At 58.9% G+C, this 25,266-nt stretch carries 25 protein-coding genes; 8 read left to right on the forward strand and 17 right to left on the reverse strand.

Annotation, left to right across the window (positions count from 1 at the left end):
* Positions 1-289: 289 nt before the first annotated feature.
* From HUW52_RS00890 to HUW52_RS00925, 8 genes are read left to right on the forward strand one after another with little or no spacing between them, the layout of a single operon-like run.
* The gene (locus HUW52_RS00890) at positions 290-1,204 is read left to right on the forward strand and encodes a GDP-mannose 4,6-dehydratase (protein WP_175552739.1); all 915 of its coding nucleotides are present in this window, start codon (positions 290-292) and stop codon (positions 1,202-1,204) included.
* Positions 1,201-2,172: a GDP-mannose 4,6-dehydratase gene (gene gmd / locus HUW52_RS00895; RefSeq protein WP_011336673.1), complete on the forward strand. Its 972-nt coding sequence runs from the start codon at positions 1,201-1,203 to the stop codon at positions 2,170-2,172. Before HUW52_RS00890 ends, gmd begins: the two co-directional genes overlap by 4 nt.
* 3 nt (positions 2,173-2,175) lie before the next feature.
* Positions 2,176-2,373, forward strand: coding sequence for a sugar phosphate nucleotidyltransferase (locus HUW52_RS00900; RefSeq protein ID WP_175552740.1), 198 nt, complete (start codon positions 2,176-2,178; stop codon positions 2,371-2,373).
* Complete coding sequence (locus tag HUW52_RS00905) at positions 2,374-3,171, forward strand: ABC transporter permease (protein WP_175552741.1); 798 nt, start codon at positions 2,374-2,376, stop codon at positions 3,169-3,171.
* A complete protein-coding gene (locus tag HUW52_RS00910) occupies positions 3,171-4,436 on the forward strand; it encodes an ABC transporter ATP-binding protein (RefSeq protein ID WP_016984052.1) in 1,266 nt (421 codons plus the stop codon). Before HUW52_RS00905 ends, HUW52_RS00910 begins: the two co-directional genes overlap by 1 nt.
* Positions 4,433-5,809: a glycosyltransferase family 1 protein gene (locus HUW52_RS00915; RefSeq protein ID WP_175552742.1), complete on the forward strand. Its 1,377-nt coding sequence runs from the start codon at positions 4,433-4,435 to the stop codon at positions 5,807-5,809. Before HUW52_RS00910 ends, HUW52_RS00915 begins: the two co-directional genes overlap by 4 nt.
* A complete protein-coding gene (locus tag HUW52_RS00920) occupies positions 5,793-6,923 on the forward strand; it encodes a glycosyltransferase family 1 protein (protein ID WP_175552743.1) in 1,131 nt (376 codons plus the stop codon). Before HUW52_RS00915 ends, HUW52_RS00920 begins: the two co-directional genes overlap by 17 nt.
* The gene (locus tag HUW52_RS00925) at positions 6,924-8,054 is read left to right on the forward strand and encodes a glycosyltransferase family 4 protein (protein ID WP_175552744.1); all 1,131 of its coding nucleotides are present in this window, start codon (positions 6,924-6,926) and stop codon (positions 8,052-8,054) included.
* Positions 8,055-8,172: 118 nt separating this feature from the next.
* Here the strand turns inward: HUW52_RS00925 and HUW52_RS00930 are convergent, their stop codons facing one another.
* The 17 genes from HUW52_RS00930 to HUW52_RS01010 all read right to left on the reverse strand — a co-directional run bounded on the left by HUW52_RS00930 (position 8,173) and on the right by HUW52_RS01010 (position 25,256).
* Positions 8,173-10,203: a pyridoxamine 5'-phosphate oxidase family protein gene (locus HUW52_RS00930; protein ID WP_175552745.1), complete on the reverse strand. Its 2,031-nt coding sequence runs from the start codon at positions 10,201-10,203 to the stop codon at positions 8,173-8,175.
* Between the two features lie 45 nt (positions 10,204-10,248).
* Positions 10,249-10,875: a glutathione S-transferase family protein gene (locus tag HUW52_RS00935; RefSeq protein ID WP_175552746.1), complete on the reverse strand. Its 627-nt coding sequence runs from the start codon at positions 10,873-10,875 to the stop codon at positions 10,249-10,251.
* Between the two features lie 105 nt (positions 10,876-10,980).
* Positions 10,981-11,907, reverse strand: a complete 927-nt coding sequence (locus HUW52_RS00940) for a LysR family transcriptional regulator (RefSeq protein ID WP_175552747.1) — start codon at positions 11,905-11,907, stop codon at positions 10,981-10,983.
* Positions 11,908-11,982: 75 nt separating this feature from the next.
* The gene (gene glmS / locus HUW52_RS00945; RefSeq protein WP_175552748.1) at positions 11,983-13,815 is read right to left on the reverse strand and encodes a glutamine--fructose-6-phosphate transaminase (isomerizing); all 1,833 of its coding nucleotides are present in this window, start codon (positions 13,813-13,815) and stop codon (positions 11,983-11,985) included.
* Positions 13,816-13,817: 2 nt separating this feature from the next.
* Positions 13,818-14,594: a DeoR/GlpR family DNA-binding transcription regulator gene (locus tag HUW52_RS00950; protein ID WP_175552749.1), complete on the reverse strand. Its 777-nt coding sequence runs from the start codon at positions 14,592-14,594 to the stop codon at positions 13,818-13,820.
* A gap of 230 nt (positions 14,595-14,824) precedes the next feature.
* The gene (gene glmU / locus HUW52_RS00955; RefSeq protein WP_016984061.1) at positions 14,825-16,192 is read right to left on the reverse strand and encodes a bifunctional UDP-N-acetylglucosamine diphosphorylase/glucosamine-1-phosphate N-acetyltransferase GlmU; all 1,368 of its coding nucleotides are present in this window, start codon (positions 16,190-16,192) and stop codon (positions 14,825-14,827) included.
* A gap of 117 nt (positions 16,193-16,309) precedes the next feature.
* Complete coding sequence (locus tag HUW52_RS00960) at positions 16,310-16,735, reverse strand: F0F1 ATP synthase subunit epsilon (protein WP_007954164.1); 426 nt, start codon at positions 16,733-16,735, stop codon at positions 16,310-16,312.
* A gap of 45 nt (positions 16,736-16,780) precedes the next feature.
* Positions 16,781-18,160, reverse strand: coding sequence for a F0F1 ATP synthase subunit beta (gene atpD, locus HUW52_RS00965; protein ID WP_016984062.1), 1,380 nt, complete (start codon positions 18,158-18,160; stop codon positions 16,781-16,783).
* Between the two features lie 27 nt (positions 18,161-18,187).
* Positions 18,188-19,048: a F0F1 ATP synthase subunit gamma gene (gene atpG, locus HUW52_RS00970; RefSeq protein ID WP_007911960.1), complete on the reverse strand. Its 861-nt coding sequence runs from the start codon at positions 19,046-19,048 to the stop codon at positions 18,188-18,190.
* A 50-nt stretch (positions 19,049-19,098) separates the two neighbouring features.
* Positions 19,099-20,643, reverse strand: coding sequence for a F0F1 ATP synthase subunit alpha (gene atpA, locus HUW52_RS00975; protein ID WP_016984064.1), 1,545 nt, complete (start codon positions 20,641-20,643; stop codon positions 19,099-19,101).
* A 21-nt stretch (positions 20,644-20,664) separates the two neighbouring features.
* Complete coding sequence (locus HUW52_RS00980) at positions 20,665-21,201, reverse strand: F0F1 ATP synthase subunit delta (RefSeq protein ID WP_007911956.1); 537 nt, start codon at positions 21,199-21,201, stop codon at positions 20,665-20,667.
* 12 nt (positions 21,202-21,213) lie between these two features.
* Positions 21,214-21,684 carry a F0F1 ATP synthase subunit B gene (locus HUW52_RS00985; RefSeq protein WP_003229781.1) on the reverse strand — a complete coding sequence of 157 codons (471 nt, stop codon included), beginning with the start codon at positions 21,682-21,684 and terminating at the stop codon, positions 21,214-21,216.
* A 59-nt stretch (positions 21,685-21,743) separates the two neighbouring features.
* Positions 21,744-22,001 carry a F0F1 ATP synthase subunit C gene (gene atpE / locus HUW52_RS00990; RefSeq protein ID WP_003097235.1) on the reverse strand — a complete coding sequence of 86 codons (258 nt, stop codon included), beginning with the start codon at positions 21,999-22,001 and terminating at the stop codon, positions 21,744-21,746.
* A 133-nt stretch (positions 22,002-22,134) separates the two neighbouring features.
* Entirely contained in the window at positions 22,135-23,004 is an 870-nt protein-coding gene (atpB, locus tag HUW52_RS00995; protein ID WP_007911917.1) for a F0F1 ATP synthase subunit A, read from the reverse strand.
* A 16-nt stretch (positions 23,005-23,020) separates the two neighbouring features.
* Entirely contained in the window at positions 23,021-23,428 is a 408-nt protein-coding gene (locus HUW52_RS01000; RefSeq protein WP_008084411.1) for a F0F1 ATP synthase subunit I, read from the reverse strand.
* Between the two features lie 148 nt (positions 23,429-23,576).
* Positions 23,577-24,449, reverse strand: a complete 873-nt coding sequence (locus tag HUW52_RS01005) for a ParB/RepB/Spo0J family partition protein (RefSeq protein WP_116028606.1) — start codon at positions 24,447-24,449, stop codon at positions 23,577-23,579.
* 9 nt (positions 24,450-24,458) lie between these two features.
* Positions 24,459-25,256, reverse strand: coding sequence for a ParA family protein (locus tag HUW52_RS01010; protein ID WP_007911909.1), 798 nt, complete (start codon positions 25,254-25,256; stop codon positions 24,459-24,461).
* Positions 25,257-25,266: the final 10 nt, after the last annotated feature.

Here is a 25,266-nt window from a genome sequence, read left to right on the forward strand (position 1 = left end):
TTGCGCTACACCCACGGCGGACCTGGGGGAATGGCGACGAGGGCCATTCTAAACACATCCTTCAAGGATCCGGGAACCGCCCGACGAGAATAAATCGGACTACGCTGACGAGAACTGACCGGTCACGGTTTGGCCTGTTGAAATTGCTGCGCAATTGGCACAGATTGGTAACAAACAACTACAACAACTGACTTCGCCCGTCTTTCACCCGGTTTCTCCTTCGGTCTGACAGACATCTCCTTAAAGCCTGTGAGAAAGCGGCGCAAGTTAAAGACCAAGGGGTCGCTGTTTGAAAAAGCGTCTGTTCGTCACGGGTCTCAGTGGATTCGTGGGACAACATATTCAGTCGCGTCTGGCATTGCCTGATTCGTCGTGGGAGCTGCTGTCTGCCGCATCGCCCTACGACCTCACGAATGCTGACAGCCTCAACGATCTGTGGCCGCAAATGCCCGACGCGGTGATTCATCTGGCCGGGCAGACCTTCGTCCCCGAAGCCTTTCGCGATCCGGCGCGCACCTTCGACATCAATCTTTTCGGCACCCTCAATCTGCTGCAAGCACTCAAGACACGTGGCTTTGCCGGCACCTTCCTCTACGTCAGCTCCGGTGATGTCTACGGTCAAGTCGGCGAAAGCGATCTGCCAATCACCGAGCAACAACCGCCCTGCCCGCGCAACCCCTACGCAGTAAGCAAACTCTCGGCAGAATTTCTCAGCCTGCAATGGGGCCTGAGCGAACACTGGCCGGTGCTGGTGGCGCGCCCGTTCAACCATATCGGCACCGGTCAGCAAGACAACTTCGTCATCGCCAGCGCTGCCCGTCAGATCTGTCGCATCAAACAAGGCCTGCAAGGACCGCAAATGGAAGTCGGCGACATCGACGTAACGCGTGATTTCCTCGATGTCGGCGACGTGGTTTCGGCCTATCTCGCGCTGCTGGAAAAAGGCCAGCCGGGCCAGATCTACAACATCTGCTCGGGGCGCGAGCACAGCATCCGCAGCCTGATCGAACAACTGGCGGCGCTGGCCGAAGTCGAGGTGCAACAGGTTCAGGATCCGGCGCGCATGCGGCGTGCCGATCAGCGTCGCGTTTGCGGCAGCCACGCAAAACTGGCCACAACCACTGGATGGGCGCCAGCCATCACCACACAACAATCCCTGCGGGCGATCCTGTCCGACTGGGAGACGCGAGTACGACAAGAATGACAAAAAGTGCACTGATCACAGGGATCACCGGCCAGGACGGCGCGTATCTGGCCAAGCTGTTGCTCGACAAGGGCTACAAGGTTCACGGCCTCGTCGCACGGCGCAGCAGCGATTCGCGCTGGCGCCTGCGCGAGATGGGCGTCGAAGCCGACATCGTCTATCTGGACGGTGACATGGCCGATGCCTGCTCGGTACAGCGTGCAGTCATCAAGTCGGCGCCGGACGAGGTCTATAACCTCGCCGCGCAAAGCTTCGTCGCCGCCTCGTGGGATCAACCGGTGACCACCGGCATCGTCGATGGCCTGGGCGTTACTCACTTGCTCGAAGCGATCCGTCAGTTCAGTCCGCACACACGCTTTTATCAGGCCTCGACCAGCGAAATGTTCGGCCTGATCCAGGCTGAGCAGCAGGATGAAAACACGCCGTTCTACCCGCGCAGCCCTTACGGCGTGGCCAAACTCTACGGTCACTGGATCACCGTCAACTATCGCGAAAGCTTCAACCTGCACGCCAGCAGCGGCATCCTCTTCAACCACGAATCACCGCTGCGCGGCATCGAGTTCGTGACCCGCAAGGTCACCGATGCCGCCGCACGCATCAAGCAAGGCAAACAGCAGGAGCTGGCCTTGGGCAACATCGATGCGAAACGCGACTGGGGTTTTGCCGGCGACTACGTCGAAGCCATGTGGCTGATGCTGCAACAAGACAAGCCTGACGATTTTGTGGTCGCCACCGGCGTCACCACCACCGTGCGGGAAATGTGCCGCATCGCCTTCGATCACGTCGGCCTCAACTACCGCGACTACGTGAAAATCGACCCGGCTTTCTTCCGCCCGGCCGAAGTCGAAGTGCTGCTCGGCAATCCGGCCAAGGCTCAGCGCGTGCTGGGCTGGAAGCCGAAAACCGACCTGGATACGTTGATCCGCATGATGATGGATGCGGACATGAAACGCGTCGCCAAGGAGTAGGCCATGCCGACCCCCGTGATTCTGTCCGGCGGCGCCGGCAGCCGTTTGTGGCCGGTGTCCCCTGAGTGCCATACCGCCCCGTTCACAAGCCTGTCCGCTGTGCCGTCGCCGCAAGGCAAGACGTACCAGTGCACGGCAGCGTTTCTGGCTGGTTGGGCCGACATCGTTCGCTTCGAAGACCCATACGGCAGGACGGTTTGAATGTTGCTTTCCCTGTACCGCTCGCTGCGCAGTTACCGTGGATTCATCCTCGGCAGCGTCAAGCGAGAGTTTCAAGCGCGGTATCGCAATTCGCTGTTCGGTGCGCTGTGGACTGTACTCAACCCGTTATCGATGATCGTTGTGTACACGGTGATCTTTTCCCAGATCATGCGCGCGCGTCTTCCGGGCGTGGACGATGGCCTGGCTTACAGCGTCTACCTGTGCGCCGGCCTGCTGACCTGGGGGCTATTCGCTGAAATCACGTCGCGCAGCCAGAGCATGTTTCTGGAAAATGCCAATCTGCTGAAGAAAATCAGCTTCCCGCGCATTTGCCTGCCGGTGATTGCCCTGCTCAATGCCGGGATCAACTTTGCAATCATTCTGGCGCTGTTTTTCGGCTTCCTGCTGCTCAGTGGGCGCCTGCCAGGCATGGCGCTGCTGGCGCTGATCCCGCTGCTGATCCTGCAGGTGATCTTTGCCGCCGGGCTGGGCATGTTGCTGGGCATCCTCAATGTGTTTTTCCGCGATGTCGGGCAGATGTTCGGCATCTGCCTGCAGTTCTGGTTCTGGCTGACACCGATTGTTTACCCGCTGTCGATACTGCCGCCCGGCATCCAGCATCTGATCAGCCTCAATCCGATGACGGCGCTGATGAGCAGCTACCAGAACGTGTTCCTCTACAACCAATGGCCCGACTGGTCCTCGCTCATGCCGTTGCTGATCATCGGCCTGCTGCTCTGCGCCCTGGCGTTACGGCTATTCCGTCAACGGGTCGGTGAAATGGTGGACGAACTCTAATGGGCCACATACGCGTCAGTGGCCTGGCCAAGGCCTATAAACAGTATCCCAATCGCTGGAGCCGTCTGCTCGAATGGCTGCTGCCATTTTCCCGGCCCCGGCACCACTTGCACTGGATCCTGCAAGACGTCGATTTCGAGATTCAGCCTGGTGAGGCCGTGGGTATTGTCGGCGTCAACGGAGCCGGCAAGAGCACGCTATTGAAGATGATCACCGGCACGACTCAACCGACCCGCGGGCAGATCGAACTCCAGGGTCGGGTTGCCGCGCTGCTCGAACTGGGCATGGGTTTTCATCCCGACTTTACCGGACGCCAGAATGCTTTCATGGCCGGTCAGTTGTTGGGGATGCAGGTCGAGGAAATCGAGGCGCTGATGCCGCAAATCGAAAGCTTTGCCGAAATCGGCGAGGCCATCGATCAGCCGGTGCGCACTTATTCCAGCGGCATGCAAATGCGCCTGGCGTTCAGTGTCGCCACCGCACGTCGTCCGGACATTCTGATCGTCGACGAAGCGCTGTCAGTGGGCGATGCCTATTTCCAGCATAAAAGCTTCGAGCGCATTCGCGGCTTCCGAAAGGCCGGCACCACCCTGTTGATCGTTTCCCATGACCGCTCGGCCATTCAGTCAATCTGCGACACCGCCATTCTTTTAGAGAACGGGCGTCTGGCCATGCGCGGCAAACCTGAAGAGGTCATGGATTACTACAACGCCATGCTCGCCCAGCGCGAAGGTCAGATCGTCCGTCAGGAAATGCTCGCCAACGGTCAGGTACAGACAATCTCCGGTACGGGCGAAGCGGGAATCATCGACGTGCGTCTGCTCGATGCCCAGGGACGCAGCCTCGAAGTGGCGGAGGTCGGCCAGCCCGTGGTGCTGGAAGTACAGACGCAAGTGCGCGAAGACATCGAACGGTTGATTCTCGGCTTCATGATCAAGGATCGCCTCGGTCAGGCGATTTACGGAATCAACACCCATCGCCTCGCCAAACCGGTCATCGAGCTGAGTGCCGGTGAGCGCGTGACCTTCCGCTTCGCTTTCGATATGCGTTTGGGCAAGGGCAGCTATTCGGTGGCGCTGAGCCTGTCACGTCTGGATTCGCACCTGGATCGCAATTTCGAGTGGCGCGACTACGGCTTGATCTTCCATGTCATCAACAACCGTCAGGAAGACTTCGTCGGATGTGCCTGGCTCCAGGCACACACCGAAATCATCCGCTCCAGCGAAACGCTTTTGCCCATCCCCGATAAGGAGATCTCGCGATGACCCGAATGCTGGTGGAATGCACCTACGTTTTCGAACATCCCGCCGCCAACTCGGGCATCCAGCGCGTTGTACGCAACGTCATTCAGCAACTGCCGGCCACCGACGCAAACCTTGAATGCATCCCGGTGGTGATGATCGACGGCGGCCTCCATGAGGTCAAAAGTCTGGTGCCGCTGAAATCCATGAAGCTCAACTTGATGGGCCTGCGGGTGAAGCTGGAACAATGGGCCAACACCTTTTGGTTGCGCCACCGTGCCCTGGAGCGACGTCGGCCGTTCAGCCAGTCGCATTTCAGCCGCCGGGTTTTGTATGTCTGCTGTCGGCTCGCGGCCTTCGCCTGCTTCAGCGCGCCGATGCGCCTGCTGGAACGAGCCCTCAAGGGCAAGCATATCCCCGAGCGCTGCGTACCGTTGCAACATCGGGCCGGCGATCAGCTGGTGCTGCTCGACTCGTCCTGGCACGCCAACTTTTTCCCCCTGGCCGAGCAACTCAAGCGGGACGGCGTCGGAATCGTTTCGGTGATCTACGACTTGATCCCGCTGACCCACCCGCAGTTCTGCGACGCCGGGCTGGTCAAAGTGTTCAACGACTGGTTCGACTGGATCGCCCGTACCGCTGACGGTTATGTCGCCATTTCCACGACCATCCGCGACCAGGTACGCGAGGAGATGCTCCGCCGCATCGGCGCACAACAGGTCGCGCAGCGCTGGTTCGATTATTTCCACCTTGGTTCGGAGCTGGATTTGAGCGACGCCGAGGCCGACGTCGATCGGGGCTTGTTGCAGATGTTCAAGATGCCGGATCCGGTGTTCCTGATGGTCAGCACCATCGAGCCGCGCAAAAACCACACCTACCTGCTGGATGCTCTCGAGCGTGCCTGGGCCAAGGGTTCCAAAGCGCGGTTATGCATCGTCGGCAAGATCGGCTGGAAGTGCGAAGCACTGATCGAACGTATTCGCCAACATCCCGAGCTGAACCGGCGCTTGTTCATGTACAACTCGCTTTCTGACAAAAGCCTCGAGCATGCCTACTCACATGCGACGGCGCTGGTGTTCCCGTCCTACGTTGAAGGATTCGGCCTGCCGCTGGTGGAAGCGATGCAACGCGGGCTACCGGCGATGGCCAGTGATATCCCGGTGTTCCGCGAAATCGGCGGCGATTACATGGCGTATTTCGACCTGGCCACCCCGCAGAGCCTGACCGATCTGGTCGTTGACATGGAGCGCACCCAACGATTCCCCGCACCACTTGGCCTTGAACAATGGCGCTGGCTGAGTTGGCGTGAAGCGAGTGCGCAACTGGTCGAGCGCATCGAACGCAACCTGAACCCGTCGGTGGCTGCACCGCAGAGTCAACATGCGCATTGCTCTTAACGCGCGCATTCTCCAGGCGCCGCGCACCGGCATCGGCCACTACGTCGCCGAACTGGTCAACGCCTTGAGCCGCGAACCGGACGTCGAAGTGACGCTGTTTCACGGCTGGGGCTGGAGTTCAGTCCTGCCGGAGGCAGCCGTACCCGGTTATTCGCGATTGACCCCCCTGCTGCGGCAGATTCCGGGTGCCTATCAGGCGCGGCGCTGGCTGGAACAGAAACGCTTTGATCAGGGGCGCGCGCAAGGCATCGACCTGTATCACGAGCCGAGCCTGTGGCCGCTGGCCTTTAACGGCCCGACCGTGATCACCCTGCACGACTTGACCCACCTGCATTTCCCCCAAACGCAGCCGTTGGCACGACTCAAGGAAATTGAGCGTCGGCTGGCTATCGGGATACAGCAGGCGCGACTGATTCTGACGGACTCACAGGCAATCGCCGATGAAGCCCAAACCTATTTCGGCCTACCCGCCGACCGTTTCGTCGTGGCACCGCTGGGCGTCGCCGAGCGTTTCCATCCGCGCGAGGCGAGCGCGATCAGCGCAGTGCTCAAGGCGCATGCCGTCATGGCGCGCGAATATTTCCTGTGCGTCGGCACGCTCGAGCCGCGCAAGAACCTGAACCTGGCGTTACGCGCCCATGCGCTCCTGCCGGAGGCCATACGCGAGCGCTTTCCATTGCTGATCGTTGGCATGGCTGGTTGGCAGCGTGAGCAGTTCAGTGACGAGCTTCGTCAGGCATTGGCCAGTGGACATGTTTGCCTGCTTGGCTATCTGCCCGACGAACAGGTAGCGCAATTACTGGCAGGCGCCCGGGCGCTGATTTTTCCTTCGCTGTACGAAGGCTTTGGCCTGCCAGTGCTGGAAGCGATGGCCAGTGGTACACCGGTGGTCATCACCCGCTCTTCGGCAATGCCGGAAGTAGCAGGTGCTGCCGGAAATTATATTGAAGCTGACGATGCACATGGCTTGCGCGATGCGATGAGCCATCTGATCGACGATCAAGCACATTGGCAAGCATGCCGAGAGGCCGGATTGCAGCAGTCACGGCTTTTTTCCTGGGAACGTTGTGCACAGGCCACGGCCGGTGCCTACCGCCAGGCCATGGGAGGTTGAATGCGAGTTCTTCATTTTTTCAAGACGTACCTGCCCGACTCGGTCGGCGGCATTGAGCAAGTGATCTTCCAACTGTGCGAAAGCGGCGCCCAGCATGGCATCGACGGCCAGGTGCTGACGCTCAGTGCTGACCCGACACCGGCCATGGTGAAATTGGGTCAGCACGAAGTGCACCGGGCCAGACTCGACATCCAGTTCGCCTCCACCGGTTTTTCCTGGAGCGTATTCAAACAGTTCCGCGAGATGGCCGCCGAGGCTGATGTGGTCAATTACCACTTTCCGTGGCCGTTCATGGATCTGGTGCATTTCGCCAGCGCCATGAGCAAGCCAAGCGTGGTCACTTATCACTCCGACATCATCCGCCAAAAGCACCTGCTCAAACTCTACCGGCCGCTGATGAACCGCTTCCTCGCCAGTGCCGACCGCATTGTCGCCGCCTCGCCGAATTACCTGCATACCAGCGATGTGTTGCAGCAGTTCCAGGACAAGACCCGGGTGATCCCCTACGGTTTGAATAAAGCCGGTTACCCACAAGCCGATGGCGAAAGGCTGAGTCGCTGGCGCCGGCAGATTGGGGATAAGTTCTTTTTGTTTGTCGGCGTGATGCGCTATTACAAAGGCTTGCACATCCTGCTCGATGCCTTGAAGGAAGTGGACTATCCCGTTGTCATCGTCGGCGCCGGGCCGCTGGAGCGTGAACTGCACATGCAGGCTCAGGCGTTGGGCCTGCGCAACATTCATTTCCTCGGTCGCCTGGGTGACGAAGACAAGGTCGCACTGCTGCAATTGAGCTATGCCATTGTCTTCCCTTCGCATTTGCGCTCGGAAGCGTTCGGCATTTCTTTGCTGGAAGGCGCTATGTACGGCAAACCGATGATTTCCAGCGAAATCGGCACCGGCACCAGTTACATCAATATCCATAACGAAACCGGACTGGTAGTGCCACCCAGTAATCCACAGGCGTTCCGCGAGGCGATGCGCACACTTTGGGAAGACCCGGTGCGTGCCGCCGCCATGGGAGTAAAAGCCGAAGCGCGTTACCGGCAGTTATTCACCGCCGACGACATGGGCCGCAAGTGGACAGAGCTGTATCAGGAACTGCTGGAAGAGAAATCGCTGTCCTACGCCTGAGCGTGGGTTGAACCCCGATCCCCTGTAGGAGCTGCCGAAGGCTGCGATCTTTTGATTTTGATTTTTAAAAACAAGATCAAAAGATCGCAGCCTTCGGCAGCTCCTACACGGGTTCGGGTTACAGGTCTAAGATCAGCGGCTGATTGCTTTGCGCCGGAACTGCGCAGCAAATCAGCACATGCCCCGCTTCCGGAATATCCGCCGGCGCCTGTGGATAATTCACCGCACCACTGACCAGCCGGGTCTTGCACGTACCGCACGAGCCACCGCGGCAACTGAACTCCGGGCGCAATCCGCGGCTTTCCGCCAGCTCCAGCAAACTGCCGCCATCGGGCTGCCAGCGCGCCTCTTTTGCCGAGCGCTCGAACACCACCGGCACCGAAGTGGTCGCTGCGGGCGGTTGCTCGATCACGATCGCATCCGGATCGGCCTGACGTTTCAGGGTCGACGGACCAAAGGTTTCCGCATGAATCTGCGCATCGCGCACATCCAATTCGCGCAGGCTGTCGTACAGCCCTTGGGTAAAAGCACCGGGGCCGCACAGCACAAAGTCGAGCTGGTCGAAATCCTCGGCACCAAGCAGGTTCCTCAACACCGCGCCGTCGATACGCCCACGCACATCGAAATCCTCGCCCTCTTGCAGATTGTCTTCCGGCTGGCTGAGCAGACGCAGGATTCGCACAGAATCGCCCGCCGTTTCGAGCAAACGATCCAGCTCCTGGCGAAACGGCTGGTCCGCCAGACTGCGCGAACTCTGCAGCAACAACGTCGGACGAATCCCCCGCGTGCGTAAGCCTTGATACACCACCTCGCGCAGCATCGACAGCAACGGCGTGATGCCCACACCGGCGGCCAGCAGCACCAACGGTCGCTGCTCCAGCGGTGCCACGGTGAAATGCCCCTGCGGCGCCCGCGCCTCGAGCACATCGCCAACGCGGATCTGCTCATGCAGATGCGACGAAATCAGCCCTTCGCGCTTGACGCTGATCCGGTAGAAACCATCCGATGGCGCACTCGAAAGACTGTAGGTGCGGATATGCACCTCGCCATCGATCGTGAAACGCAGCGGCAAATGCTGGCCAGCCAGAAACACCGGCAAACCGGCACCATCGGTTGGCTCCAGATAGATCGAGCGGATGCTGCGGCTTTCTGCCTCAATCTTCGCCACGCGCAACGGCCGCCATTGGTTGCCCAGTGCCTGCGCCTGCAATCGCGCATCCGCCTCGGCCCAATTGCCGGTCAGCAGGCTGGTCGGTGACATGCCGTCGAAGCGCCAGCGCAACGCCAGGGCTGCGGGGCGTCGCACCAGCTTCTCCACTTCAAATGTCCACAACCGCTCCGCACCTTGAAAGGCCACGATCTGCGGGTCATCCAGAAGGATCTCGGTACTCCCGCTGAGTTGCAGCAGTTCGCCTGTGGAAAAGTCGATGAACAGCAAGCCCGCCTTGGGATTGAGCAACAGATTGCCGAGCGTGTTGAAGTGCAGATTGCCGGCGAAGTCGGGGATGGTCAGACGATTGCCTTCCACCCGCACGAAACCAGCCTGGCCGCCACGGTGAGAAACATCCACCGCGCGCTCGCCTTCGACATCCACATAGCTGGCGACAAAAAACGTATCGGCGCCAGCGATCAGCGCGATGGCCGCGTCATCGAGGCCGTTCAGATACTCAGCCGGGCGTGTCTGCGGATCCGTCAGAGGCACCCGCTGAAACTGGCGCAGTTGAATGTATTGCGGGCAGTTGCCGAAGGCCTGATCCACGCTCACGTCAAAACCATGAGCGTTCAGATTGCCGACATGACCATTGAGGCGATTGCGCCGGCGTGTGTGCAACTCGATGCCAAGCAACCCGATCGGTTCGCCGTTACGCAGTTGCGCCGGGTCATCGGCAGCAGGCTGGCTGGCGAAATGCAGATGTTCGGGATCCGGCGAATGGGCAAACCCCGGCGCGCCTTCGAGCACACTGGCCCACGGGCGCCCATCTGCATCAACTGCGCCGTACAACATGAAGGGTAATTGCTGATAGAACTCGCGGTGCTGGTCCGGCATCCAGGTGCGAATCACCTTACGCCCGAAGGCTTCCATGCGTTCGGCAACCCCGACTTTCGCTTGCAGTTGTTGCTCGCCAGCGTGCCACGGTGAACGTTCCATCACGACCTCTCCCCTGCACCGTCGGCACAGTGTGGATTGCGAAAATCAGGCGGTGGTTTGCAGACCGGCAATCGTGCGCGGCATGCCGACGAAACCAGGCAGGGCTTCGACGCGGGCCAGCCAGGCGCGGACATTGCCGTAGTCGTCCAGCGACACGTTGCCTTCCGGTGCGTGGGCGATGTAACTGTAGGCCGAAACGTCGGCAATGCTCGGTTCGTCGCCAGCCAGATACGCGGTTTTGCCCAACTCGATGTCCATTACCTTGAGCAGGTTGTGTGCACGGGTGATCGCCTCTTCGGCATTCAGTTGTGCGCCGAACACTGTGACCAATCGCGCTGCAGCGGGTCCGAAGGCAATCGGCCCGGCGGCGGCCGACAACCAGCGCTGTACCCGTGCGGCGCCGACAGGATCGGTTGGCAGCCAACGACCATGGCCGTATTTCTGCGCGAGATACACCAGAATCGCGTTGGAATCGGCCAACACCACGCCGTCGTCATCAATGGCCGGTACCTGGCCGAAACTGTTGATCGCCAGATACGCCGGCTGCTTGTGCTCACCGTTGGCCAGATCGACGAAGATCAACTCGGTCGGCAATTGCAGCAGGGACAACATCAGCTCGACACGGTGGGCGTGGCCGGAACGTGGAAAGTTGTAGAGTTTGATCGCTTGCATGGTCGACTCCGCTGAACAGTGGCGCCGCTGGGGGGATGAGAGCGCCGGTGAAGGACATCTTCCCCTGTTCGCGAAAACAACAGAATCACCAGCAAACGCAATCGATTATTTCACCGAGTGCAATAACGCTGCATTTTTCAATGCTGGATGTTCGCGCAAAGCCTCTACTGTGAAATCGACAAAACTGCGGATCCGCGCTGGAGCCTTGCGCCCCCCCTGATACACGACATGGATCGGCAGCGGTGGCAGTTCAAATTCGGCGAGCACTATTTCCAGTGTGCCGGCGGCAACCTGGCTCGCCACTTGATAGGACAACACCCGGGTCAAACCCAAACCTGTGCAAGCTGCTGTAATCGCAGCCTGATTGGCGGTCACGATCAGACGCGGCTCAGGACGCACGCTGAGCGGTTCGCCCGCGTCGAGAAACGGCCAACTTCGTTGCTGGCCAATTGCAGAAGTCGCCACCACTGGCGCGCCCGCCAACGCGTGGGGATGAGATGGTCGGCCATGCCTGGCAAAGTAGGCCGGCGCGCCGCAAATGACCCGACGCACCTCCCCCACGCGAATCGCATGCTGATTGCTGTCCGGCAGATCGCCGATGCGCACCGCCACATCAATGCCTTCCTCGACCATGTTGACGATCCGATCGACCAGTACGGCGTTGATCGTGACGTCCGGATACTGCACGAGATAATTCGCCATCACCGGCGTCACAAACAAATCACCGAACAACACCGGCGCCGTCACCGTCAATTGCCCACGCGGCTGAGCATGACTGCCCGCCGCCGAATCCTCGGCTTCCTGCACCTCAACGAGAATCCTCCGACAATCCTCCAGATAACGCTGCCCGGCTTCGCTCAAATGCACACTGCGCGTGGTGCGAATCAGCAACTGCGTGCCGATGCGCTGCTCCAGCGCCGCCACCGCCCGCGTGACGCTGGCTGCCGACAACCCCAGACGCCGCGCCGCCGCTGAGAAGCCTTGCTCCTGGGCGACAGTGGTGAAGATGTGCATTTCCTGGAAGCGATCCATGGAGACCCTCAAGTCAGATACAAAAATCGCAGCCGAAGCTGCGATTTTTTTGCGTCGATGTCAGCTGTGGATAACTTATTCCACCGTCACCGACTTCGCCAGGTTACGTGGTTGATCAACGTCCGTGCCCTTGAGCACCGCGACGTAGTACGACAGCAGCTGCAGCGGAACCGTGTAGAGGATCGGCGAGAGAATGTCGTGGATGTGCGGCATCTGCACCACGTGGGTGCCTTCGCCGTTGGTCATCCCGGCTTTTTCGTCGGCGAACACGATCAGCTCGCCGCCACGGGCGCGGACTTCCTGCAGGTTGGATTTGAGCTTTTCCAGCAGTTCGTTGTTCGGCGCCACGGTGACTACCGGCATGTCGTTATCCACAAGCGCCAGCGGACCGTGTTTCAGTTCGCCGGCCGGGTAGGCTTCGGCGTGGATGTAGGAGATTTCCTTGAGTTTCAAGGCACCTTCCATCGCCACCGGGAATTGCGCACCACGGCCGAGGAACAGGGTGTGGTTCTTTTCGGCGAACAGTTCGGCGATTTTTTCCACGGTGCTGTCCATGGCCAGCGCTTCGCCGAGGCGGGTTGGCAGGCGACGCAGCTCTTCGACCAGACGCGCTTCAACGCCGTCGGCCAGGGTGCCGCGCACCTGACCCAGCGACAGGGTCAGCAGCAGTAGACCAACCAATTGTGTGGTGAACGCTTTGGTCGAGGCCACACCGATTTCGCGACCGGCCTGGGTCAGTAGAGTGAGATCGGACTCGCGCACCAGCGAGCTGATGCCGACGTTGCAGATCGCCAGGCTGGCGAGAAACCCGAGTTCCTTGGCGTTGCGCAGGGCTGCCAGGGTGTCAGCGGTTTCACCGGATTGCGAGATGGTCACGAACAGGGTGTCCGGCTGCACCACTACTTTGCGGTAGCGGAATTCGCTGGCGACTTCGACCTGGCACGGGATACCGGCCAGTTCTTCGAGCCAGTAACGCGCAACCATACCAGCGTGATAGCTGGTGCCACAGGCGACGATCTGTACGTTACGCACTTTGGCGAACAGCTCCGCCGCTTGTGGGCCGAACGCTTGCACCAACACCTGATCATTGCTCAGGCGACCTTCGAGGGTGCGCTGCACCACGGTCGGTTGCTCATGGATTTCCTTGAGCATGTAGTGGCGGAACTCTCCCTTGTCGGCGGCTTCGGCACCGTCGCTGTACTGCACGGTCTGGCGCTCGACGACATTGCCGTTGATGTCCCAGATCTGCACGTTATCGCGGCGAATTTCGGCGATATCGCCTTCTTCCAGGTACATGAAGCGGTCGGTGACCTGACGCAGCGCCAACTGGTCAGACGCGAGGAAATTCTCGCCAAGGCCAAGCCCGATCACCAACGGACTGCCACTGCGCGCGGCGACCAGACGATCCGGTTGTTTCGCATTGATCACGGCCAGACCATAAGCACCGTGCAGTTCCTTGACCGTCGCCTTAAGAGCGACGCTCAGGTCTGGCTGATCCTTGAGTTTATGGCTGAGCAGGTGGGCGATGACTTCGGTATCGGTGTCCGAAGTAAACACGTAACCCAGCGCTTTCAGTTGTTCGCGCAGGGCTTCGTGGTTTTCGATGATGCCGTTGTGCACCACCGCGATGTCGCCGGAGAAATGCGGGTGTGCGTTACGCTCGCAAGGAGCGCCGTGGGTGGCCCAACGGGTGTGAGCAATGCCGAGACGGCCCACCAGTGGGTGTTCGGCCAGCGCCGCTTCGAGCTCGCTGACTTTACCCGGGCGACGCATGCGCTCGAGGGTTTCGTCGTTGGTGAAGACCGCGACACCGGCGCTGTCGTAGCCGCGGTATTCAAGGCGCTTGAGGCCTTCGAGCAGGATGGCGGTGATATTACGTTCAGCAACTGCGCCGACAATTCCACACATGCTTATTTCTCCTGACTGACAGCCGCGCAAATCACGGTGATACCGCGGGCCTGTATCTGATCGCGCGCTTCGATAGGCAGGCGATCATCGGTAATGAGGGTATGGACGCTGCTCCACGGCAGTTCCAGATTGGGAATCTTGCGACCGATCTTGTCGGCCTCGACCATGACGATGACTTCCCGCGCCACTTCCGCCATCACCCGGCTCAGACCGAGCAGTTCATTGAAGGTGGTGGTGCCACGCACCAGATCGATGCCATCGGCGCCGATGAACAACTGGTCGAAGTCGTAAGAGCGTAGTACTTGCTCGGCGACCTGACCCTGAAAGGATTCCGAATGCGGATCCCAGGTGCCGCCGGTCATCAACAGCACCGGTTCGTGCTCGAGTTCGCTCAGGGCGCTGGCGACGTGCAGGGAATTGGTCATCACCACCAGGCCTGGCTGTTGGCCAAGTTCCGGGATCATCGCGGCGGTGGTGCTGCCGCTGTCGATGATGATCCGCGCGTGTTCGCGGATGCGTTGCACCGCCGCGCGGGCAATCGCCTGTTTGTATTTGGAAACGCTCTGTGCAGTTTCCGCTACCAGCTCCTGCGGCATGGTGATCGCACCGCCGTAACGGCGCAGCAACAGGCCATGACTTTCCAGCGCGGCGAGATCCTTGCGAATCGTAACTTCGGAGGTTTCGAAGCGCTTGGCCAGTTCATCCACACTGACTTCGCCCTGCTCGTTGAGCAAGGCGAGAATGTTGTGACGGCGTTGCGGCGTGTTGCGTTTCGACATGGCGACTTAAGTTTCGATTCGAAAGATAACGGAAGCAATCAAAACCTATCGGCTCTAAATCGTCAAGCGGCAGTCAGACTTTTTTGAACACGACACAAACAAAAATATGGGAGCAAGCTTGCTTGCGAACGCATCGTGTCAGTCAACATCAATGTTGAGTGATCTACCGCATTCGCGAGCAAGCTCGCTCCCACATTGGATTTTCGTCGCTAAAAGAAGCTGTGGATAACTCAGCTCTTCTTGATCTTCTCCGGCCGCTTCCAGCCGTCGATATTCCTCTGCCGCGCTCGGCCCACGGCCAACTGCGCGTTATCCACATTCTGTGTAATGGTCGAACCGGCGGCCGTGGTCGCCCCGTCAGAGATATCCACAGGCGCGACCAACGAATTATTGGAGCCGATGAACACGTCCGCCCCCAACACGGTTTTCCACTTGTTGGCGCCGTCGTAGTTGCAGGTAATGGTGCCGGCACCGATGTTGGTGCGCGCACCGATTTCGGCATCGCCCAAATATGTGAGGTGACCGGCCTTGGCGCCTTCGCCCATGTGGGCATTTTTCAGCTCAACGAAGTTACCCACATGCGCGCGCGCTTCGAGCACGGTGCCTGGACGCAGACGCGCGAACGGGCCGGCATCACTGCCCTCGCCCAGAACGGCACCTTCAATGTGCGAGTTGGCCTTGATCACCACACCTTTGCGCAGGGTGCTGTCCTTGATCACGCAGTTCGGGCCGATCACCACGTCGTCTTCAATCACCACATTGCCTTCGAGGATCACGTTGATGTCGATCAGCACGTCGCGACCCACAGTGACTTCGCCTCGTACATCGAAACGTGCCGGGTCACGCAGGGTCACGCCTTGCGCCATCAACCGACGGCCGGCGCGCAGCTGGTAATGGCGCTCCAGTTCTGACAATTGCTTGCGATCGTTGGCGCCCTGCACTTCCATTGGGTCGTGCGGTTGTTCGGTGGCGACCACCAGGCCATCACTCACCGCCATCTCGATCACGTCGGTCAGGTAGTACTCACCCTGAGCATTGTTGTTCGACAGGCGACTCATCCAGTCGGCCAGACGATTGGCCGGCACCGCGAGAATGCCGGTGTTGCCTTCAGTAATGGCGCGCTGGGCTTCGCTGGCATCTTTGTGTTCAACGATCGCTGCGACCTTGCCGTCGGCATCGCGCACGATGCGACCGTAACCAGTCGGGTCATCCAGCTCGACGGTGAGCAAGCCCATCTGTCCAGGCACTACGTGCTTGAGCAGACGCTGCAGGGTATCGACTTCGATCAGCGGCACGTCGCCATAAAGGATCAGCACGGTATCGGCCGTAATGAACGGCACCGCTTGAGCGGTGGCGTGGCCGGTGCCGAGTTGCTTGTCCTGCAGGACGAAATTCAGATCATCAGCAGCCAGACGCTCACGCACTACATCGGCGCCATGGCCGATCACCACATGAATGCGTTGTGGCTCAAGTTGCCGGGCGCTGTGGATAACATGGCCCAGCATGGAGTTGCCGGCAATCGGATGCAGCACCTTCGGCAGGGCCGAGCGCATACGGGTGCCTTGACCGGCCGCGAGGATAACGATTTCAAGAGACATGACTGGCTACCAATCCTGGGTGGTCAGCAACTGCGACCGGGTTGTAAAAATCGGAAAAGAAAAAAGGGTAGCCGAGGCTACCCTTTTTTATCAATCGCACAACAAGCGGCTGACGGATTAACCGCCAAACTTCTTGCGGATCTGCTGGACGGTGCGCAGCTGAGCTGCAGCCTCGGCCAGACGTGCGGACGCAGCTCCGTAGTCGAAATCTGCGCTCTTCTCGTGCAGAGCAGCTTCGGCAGCCTTGAGAGCTGCCTGGGCTTGAGCTTCATCCAGGTCGGCGGCGCGTTGCACGGTATCGGCAAGCACCTTGACCATGTTCGGCTGAACCTCGAGGAAACCACCGGAGATGTAGAACACCTCGGCTTCCCCGCCTTGCTTGATCAGGCGGATCGGACCTGGCTTCAGATTAGTGATCAGCGGCGCGTGACCCAGAGCGATACCAAGATCACCCAGTGCACCGTGCGCAATCACCATCTCGACCAGGCCGGAAAAGATTTCCCCTTCCGCGCTGACGATATCGCAATGGACTGTCATAGCCATCTGATTGCCTCAACCTAAATGAGCGCCCGTTGCCGGGCGCCGGGATTACAGTTTCTTGGCTTTCTCGATCGCTTCTTCGATGCCGCCAACCATGTAGAACGCTTGTTCTGGCAGGTGGTCGTAGTCACCGTTGAGGATGCCTTTGAAGCCAGCAATGGTGTCTTTCAGGGAAACGTATTTACCCGAAGCACCGGTGAAGACTTCAGCCACGAAGAACGGCTGCGACAAGAAGCGCTGGATCTTACGAGCACGGTTTACCAACTGCTTGTCGGCTTCCGACAGCTCGTCCATACCCAGGATCGCGATGATGTCCTTCAGCTCTTTGTAACGTTGCAGAACGTACTGAACGCCGCGAGCGGTGTCGTAGTGGTCCTGGCCGATTACGTTCGGGTCCAGCTGACGCGAAGTCGAATCCAGTGGATCTACCGCTGGGTAGATACCCAGGGAGGCGATGTCACGGGACAGAACGACGGTGGCGTCCAAGTGGGCGAAGGTGGTCGCTGGCGACGGGTCGGTCAAGTCATCCGCAGGTACGTATACCGCTTGGATCGAGGTGATCGAACCTTCCTTGGTCGAAGTGATACGTTCTTGCAGAACGCCCATCTCTTCAGCCAGGGTCGGCTGGTAACCTACTGCCGAAGGCATACGGCCCAGCAGTGCGGATACTTCAGTACCGGCCAGGGTGTAGCGATAGATGTTGTCGACGAACAGCAGAACGTCGTTACCTTCGTCACGGAACTTCTCGGCCATGGTCAGGCCGGTCAGTGCTACGCGCAGACGGTTACCCGGCGGCTCGTTCATCTGACCGTAAACCAGTGCCACTTTGTCCAGAACGTTGGAGTCCTTCATCTCGTGGTAGAAGTCGTTACCCTCACGAGTACGCTCACCCACACCGGCGAACACGGAATAACCGCTGTGCTCGATGGCGATGTTACGGATCAGTTCCATCATGTTTACGGTTTTGCCTACACCGGCACCACCGAACAGACCGACTTTACCGCCTTTGGCAAACGGGCAAACCAGGTCGATAACCTTGATGCCGGTTTCCAGCAGGTCGTTGCCGCCTGCCTGCTCAGCGAACGAAGGCGCTGGACGGTGAATGCCCCAACGCTCTTCGGTGTCGATCGGGCCAGCTTCGTCGATCGGGTTACCGAGGACGTCCATGATCCGGCCCAGGGTCGCTTTACCGACCGGTACGGAGATGGCTGCGCCAGAGTCGGTAACTTCCAGACCGCGCTTCAAGCCTTCGGTGGAACCCATCGCAATGGTACGAACCACACCGTCGCCCAGCTGCTGCTGAACTTCCAGAGTGGTGCCGGCATCGCTTTTTACTTTCAAAGCGTTGTAGATGCTCGGTACGCTGTCGCGTGGAAATTCCACGTCGATAACGGCGCCGATGATTTGAACGATACGTCCGCTACTCATAGCTGGATCCTCTGAATATTTGAACCGTTAAACCGCGGCAGCGCCGCCGACGATTTCCGAGATCTCTTGGGTGATCGCAGCCTGACGCGCCTTGTTGTAGATCAGCTGCAAATCGCTGATCAAATCACCGGCGTTGTCGGTAGCGTTCTTCATCGCGATCATCCGCGCAGCTTGTTCAGCCGCGTTGTTCTCGACCACCGCCTGGTAGACCTGCGACTCAACGTAGCGGACCATCAAGCCGTCAAGCAGCTCTTTGGCATCCGGTTCGTAGAGATAGTCCCAGTGGTGCTTGAGATCCTGATCCGGGGTCGCCACCAGTGGAATCAACTGCTCCACGGTAGGCTGTTGCGTCATGGTGTTGATGAACTTGTTGGACACCACGGACAGGCGGTCAATACGGCCGTCCAGGTAGGCATCCAGCATCACCTTGACGCTGCCGATCAGATCATTGATCGACGGCTCTTCACCCAGGTGGCTGATAGCTGCAACGACGTTACCGCCGAAGTTACGGAAAAAGGCCGCACCCTTGCTACCAACGACACACAGATCAATCTCGACGCCGTTTTCGCGGTTTACCGCCATGTCCTTGACCAGGGCCTTGAACAGGTTGGTGTTCAAGCCGCCGCACAGACCACGGTCACTGCTCACCACAACATAACCAACGCGCTTGATTTCGCGGTCGATCATGAACGGGTGGCGGTATTCCGGGTTGGCGTTGGCCAGATGCCCAATTACCTGGCGGATACGTTCCGCATAAGGACGGCTAGCAGCCATGCGCATTTGTGCCTTGCGCATTTTGCTGACCGCCACTTTTTCCATGGCGCTGGTAATCTTTTGCGTGCTTTTGATGCTCGCAATCTTACTGCGAATCTCTTTTGCGCCTGCCATGTAACACCTATCAGGTTAGCAAGCGGGAGCCTCGCGGCTCCCGCTGCGGCTTACCAGGTTTGGGTGGCCTTGAACTTCTCGATACCGGCTTTCATGCCAGCGTCGATTTCGTCATTGAAGTCACCTTTAACGTTGATCTTGGCCATCAAATCGGCGTGATCGCGGTTGAAGAAAGCAATCAGCGCTTGTTCGAAGCTGCCGATCTTGGCGATTTCAATGTCAGTCAGGAACCCACGCTCAGCGGCATACAGCGACAGCGCCATGTCAGCGATCGACATTGGTGCGTATTGCTTCTGCTTCATCAGCTCGGTAACGCGCTGACCATGCTCAAGTTGCTTACGGGTCGCTTCGTCCAGGTCAGAAGCGAACTGGGCGAATGCCGCCAGTTCACGGTACTGAGCCAGAGCGGTACGGATACCACCGGACAGCTTCTTGATGATCTTGGTCTGAGCGGCACCACCCACACGGGATACCGAAACACCGGCGTTCACTGCAGGGCGGATGCCCGAGTTGAACATGGCCGATTCCAGGAAGATCTGACCGTCGGTGATGGAAATCACGTTGGTCGGAACGAACGCGGAAACGTCGCCAGCCTGGGTTTCGATGATCGGCAGTGCGGTCAGGGAACCGGTTTTGCCGGTCACTGCGCCGTTGGTGAACTTCTCTACGTATTCTTCCGAAACGCGGGATGCGCGCTCCAGCAGACGGGAGTGGAGATAGAACACGTCGCCTGGGTAAGCTTCACGGCCTGGTGGACGGCGCAGCAGCAGGGAAATCTGGCGGTAAGCCACTGCTTGCTTGGACAGATCGTCATAAACGATCAGCGCGTCTTCACCGCGGTCGCGGAAGAATTCACCCATGGTGCAACCGGAGTACGGTGCCAGGAATTGCAGCGCAGGAGATTCCGAAGCACTGGCAGCCACGATGATCGTGTTGGCCAGGGCGCCGTTTTCTTCCAGCTTGCGAACAACGTTGGCGATGGTCGATTGTTTCTGACCAATAGCTACGTAGACGCAGAAAATGCCGCTGTCTTTCTGGTTGATGATCGCGTCGATCGCCAGAGCGGTTTTACCGATCTGACGGTCACCGATGATCAGCTCACGCTGGCCACGGCCGACAGGGATCATGGCATCGACAGCCTTGTAGCCAGTCTGTACAGGCTGGTCTACCGACTTACGCCAGATCACGCCCGGAGCAACTTTCTCGACCGCGTCGGTCTCGGTGTTGCCCAGTGGACCTTTGCCGTCAACAGGGTTACCCAGTGCGTCGACTACGCGACCCAGCAGTTCCTTACCAACCGGAACTTCGAGGATGCGACCGGTGCACTTGGCGCTCATGCCTTCAGCCAGAGACTGGTAAGCGCCCAGTACAACGGCACCTACGGAGTCTTGCTCCAGGTTGAGGGCCATACCGTAGACGCCGCCCGGAAACTCGATCATCTCGCCGTACATTACGTCGGCCAGACCGTGAATCCGCACGATGCCGTCAGATACGCTGACGACAGTGCCTTCGTTACGGGCTTGGGAGGTCACATCGAGCTTGTCGATGCGGCCCTTGATAATTTCACTTATTTCGGAAGGATTGAGTTGCTGCATTGCTCTGCTGCCCCTTCAAACTCAAGATTTCAATGCTTCGGCAAGTTTCGCGATTTTGCCGCGAATCGAGCCATCGATAACCAGGTCGCCGGCGCGGATAACGACACCACCTATAAGGGCAGCATCCTCCGCAACTTGCAGGCGCACTTCCCGGTTGAGTCGTGCACTGAGAACCTTGGCGAGTTTGTCTTGCTGTTCTTGGTTCAATGCAAAAGCACTGGTCACTTCAACGTCTACCGACTTCTCTTGTTCGGCCTTGTACAGGTCGAAAAGAGCGGCAATCTCCGGCAGAAGCGGGAGACGGTCGTTTTCGGCAACGACATTGATGAAGTTCTGTGCCTTGGCATCAAACTTGTCGCCGCACACGTCAATAAACGTGGCGGCCTTTTCTGCGCTCGTCAGTCGCGGGGCCTTGAGCACGCGCTGCATGGTGTCGTCTTGCGACACCGCTGCAGCCAGGCCGAGCATGGCTGACCAATTGGCCAGTTGCTGGTGGGCCTGAGCGTGCTCGAAGGCCGCCTTAGCGTAAGGTCGGGCCAACGTGGTCAGTTCTGCCATGATCGCCCTCGCTTAGATTTCAGCAGCCAGTTGGTTAACCAGCTCTGCGTGCGCGTTTTGATCGATTGTGGCACCCAGGATCTTCTCGGCGCCGCCGACAGCCAGCAAACCCACTTGGGCGCGCAGCTTGTCTTTGACACTGTTCAGTTCCTGTTCGATCTCGGCTTGAGCCTGAACCTTCACACGGTCAGCGTCGACACGGGCCTTTTCAACGGCCTCTTCGACAATCTGGTTACCGCGTTTCTTGGCTTGCTCGATGATTTCAGCTGCCTGAGCTTTCGCTTCGCGCAGTTGCTGACCCGCTTTTTCTTGGGCCAACTCCAGGTCGCGAGCTGCACGGCTGGCAGCGTCCAGACCATCAGCGATCTTCTTTTGACGTTCGTGCAGAGCAGCGATGACCGGAGGCCATACATACTTCATGCAGAACAGTACAAAAATCAGGAACGCAACGGACTGGCCAATCAGGGTCGCATTAATGTTCACGCCAACACCTCGCAGTTACGTTGTCCATCACATCAAATTACTCGGAAGAATCCGGGTAATTAGCCAGCGATCTGACCAACGAACGGGTTCGCAAAGGTGAAGAACAGAGCGATACCAACACCGATCATGGTTACGGCGTCGAGCAGACCGGCAACGATGAACATTTTAACTTGCAGCATTGGAACCATTTCTGGCTGACGCGCTGCGCCTTCCAGGAACTTGCCGCCCAGCAGGCCGAAACCAATTGCGGTACCCAGTGCGCCCAGGCCGATCAACAGTGCAACAGCGATAGCGGTTAGACCAACTACAGTTTCCATCTTTCCTCCCGACTTTTACGTCGTATGGTTTAGGTTTTTTAGATTAAAGCGGTAAAACAAATCGTTTCAGGTGCCCTGTGAAGAGCCCCTTCCCGTTTGACCGGGAAGGACATCAGACTAGTCGAGACTGGTCTTAATGGTTTTCTTCGTGCGCCATCGACAGGTAGACGATGGTCAGCATCATGAAGATGAACGCCTGCAGGGTGATGATCAGGATGTGGAACACAGCCCAAGCCCACTGCAGAACAACGCCCAGGCCGCTCAGCCAGAGCAGACCGCTGCCGAACATCACAGCGATCAGAATGAACACCAGCTCACCGGCATACATGTTGCCGAACAGACGCAGAGCCAGAGAGATCGGCTTGGCGATCAGGGTCACGAATTCCAGCAGGAAGTTCACCGGGATCAGCAGGGCTTGAACGAAGATGTTCTTGCTGCCGAACGGGTGCAGGGTCAGTTCGCCGATGAAGCCGCCGAAGCCCTTGACCTTGATGCTATAGAAAATGATCAGTGCGAAAACCGAGAACGCCATGCCCAGGGTCGCGTTCGGGTCGGTAGTCGACACGGCGCGGAACGGGATGTGGTGGTCACCGGAGATCAGAATGGCCAACTGAGGAATCCAGTCGACCGGTACCAGGTCGACGGCGTTCATCAGGAACACCCAGACGAAGATGGTCAGTGCCAGCGGTGCAATCACCGGGCTACGGCCATGGAAGCTGTCTTTCACGCTGCCATCGACGAATTCGACCAATACTTCAACGAAGTTCTGCAAAGCACCCGGTTGACCCGAAGTCGCTTTCTTTGCCGCCATGCGGAAAAGAAGAACGAAGATCAGACCCAACGCGACCGACCAGCCGAGAGTATCGACGTGGAAAGCCCAGAAGCCCATTTCCTTGGCTTCTGCTGCGGTATGGGCAAAGCCCCAGCCGCCGTTAGGTAGCTGACCGAAGGTCAGGTTCTGCAAGTGGTGCTGGATATAGCCCGAAGCGGTTGTTTCTGCCATGGTTGCCTCAAACGCCCTAAGGTCTCGAAAGTCTTGTTCTCATCAGCAGGGGAGCGAACCAGCTGACCGACTGAGTCAGCACGAACACGCCGAATACAGCTATCGGCGCCAGTGGCTTCACACCTGCAAACACCAGCGCAAAAAGCACTGCTGTCAAAATCAGTTTGCCTGCCTCGCCGGCATAAAAAGACCGGACGATGGACTGGGCTGCTCGGGCGCCGGAAAACCGAAATGCCTTGTGAGCGAAATAAACATTGGGCAGCAAGGCTATCAGGCCTCCGCAAAGTCCCGAGTATCCGGCAACGACTCCGTGCCATTGCCAGAGCGCCAAAGCGGCAATCAGCAAAATGACAAATTGAGCCATTAACACCGGAAAAACTGCCAGGCGATGGAACGGCAGGCGGTTTGGCTTGCGGGTTTCCATCACTATTGCTCTCCAATGGTCGGCTGCCAGAATTCAATAACTTGGCATAATTTGTGCCGACAAAATGCGCGCAGAGTATAGGGGCGGTTCTGCCCCTATTCAACTGTCAGGTAGTGATTTCCGACTGCGCGCTACATGAGGAAATGTTTCAGCGGATGTGTGCGAGCACACCTTGAAGCTCATCGAGGGAGTTGTAACCGATCACCAACTGCCCTTTTCCCTTCTTGCCGTGGCGAATCTGCACCGCAGAGCCTAGGCGCTCGGCCAGACGCTGTTCGAGACGGGCGATATCCGGGTCGGGTTTGCTGGCTTCCACAGGCTCCGGTTTACCACTCAACCACTGGCGAACCAGTGCCTCAGTTTGGCGCACGGTGAGACCGCGTGCGACAACATGTCGCGCCCCTTCCACCTGTTGATTGTCCGGCAGACCGAGCAAAGCACGGGCATGGCCCATTTCCAGGTCGCCATGGGACAGCATGGTCTTGATGACTTCCGGCAGCGCAATAAGCCGCAACAGGTTAGCCACAGTGACGCGGGACTTACCCACAGCCTCGGCAACTTGTTGCTGAGTGAGCTGGAATTCCTGCTGCAAACGCTGCAGGGCCACCGCCTCTTCGATCGGGTTGAGATCTTCACGCTGGATGTTCTCGATCAGCGCAATGGCAATTGCGGTTTCATCCGGTACATCGCGGACCATCGCCGGGATGGTTTCCTGCCCGGCTTGCTGGCTCGCGCGCCAGCGGCGTTCACCGGCGATGATCTCAAAGCGGCCACCGCCAATCGGGCGCACCACGATCGGCTGCATCACCCCTTGCGCCTTGATCGACGCTGCCAGTTCTTCCAGCGCCTGCGGATCCATGTCCCGGCGCGGCTGGTATTTACCGCGCTGCAGCAGATCCAGCGGCAGGTGTTGCAACTCACGGGTGTCAGCTTGCGCGGCTTGTTCTTCCAGCGCGCTGACGGTCGGACCACTCAGCAGTGCATCCAGTCCACGTCCGAGACCTCGTTTCTTGACGGCCATGGGAATTCCTTAAGTTGCCTGAGCGGCGGCGATGCGTGAATTTTTGCGCTGACGACGAACCATCTCGCCGGCCAGGGCCAGATAAGCCAGGGCGCCACGCGATTGTTTGTCGTAGGCCAGCGCCGGCATGCCGTAGCTCGGCGCTTCGGCCAGACGGATGTTGCGCGGGATCACCGTGTCGTAGAGCTGCTCGCCGAAGTGTTCCTTGAGCTGCGCCGAAACGTCGTTCATCAGGCTCAGGCGCGGGTCATACATGGTTCGCAGCAGGCCTTCGACTTTCAGGTTCGGATTGAGCAATTCAGCGATGCGCTTGATGTTATCCACAAGGTCGCTCAAGCCTTCGAGCGCGAAGTACTCGCACTGCATGGGGATAATCACCCCGTCAGCGGCGACCAGTGCGTTCAGCGTGAGCATCGACAGCGACGGCGGGCAGTCGATCAGAATGTAATCGTAGTTTTCACGGATCGGCGCCAGCGCGCTGCGCAGACGGCTTTCCTTCATCTGCATTTCCAGCAGCACCACTTCGGCCGCCGTCAAATCGCGGTTGGCCGGCAGCAGTTGGTAACCGCCGTGCTCGGAATAGTGCATGGCCTGGGCCAGATCGCATTCGCCGATCAGCAGGTCGTAGACCGAATTTTCCAGGCCGTGTTTATCCACACCGCTACCCATGGTGGCGTTGCCCTGTGGATCGAGATCGATCAACAGCACCCGGCGCTTGGTTGCGACCAGGGATGCTGCGAGGTTGATGCAGGTGGTGGTCTTGCCCACACCACCCTTTTGGTTCGCTATCGCGAATACCTTAGCCATTCTTGCTTGT

The sequence above is a fragment of the Pseudomonas sp. 43A genome (genome assembly GCF_013363935.1).
In the GTDB taxonomy this organism is placed as follows: domain Bacteria; phylum Pseudomonadota; class Gammaproteobacteria; order Pseudomonadales; family Pseudomonadaceae; genus Aquipseudomonas; species Aquipseudomonas crudilactis.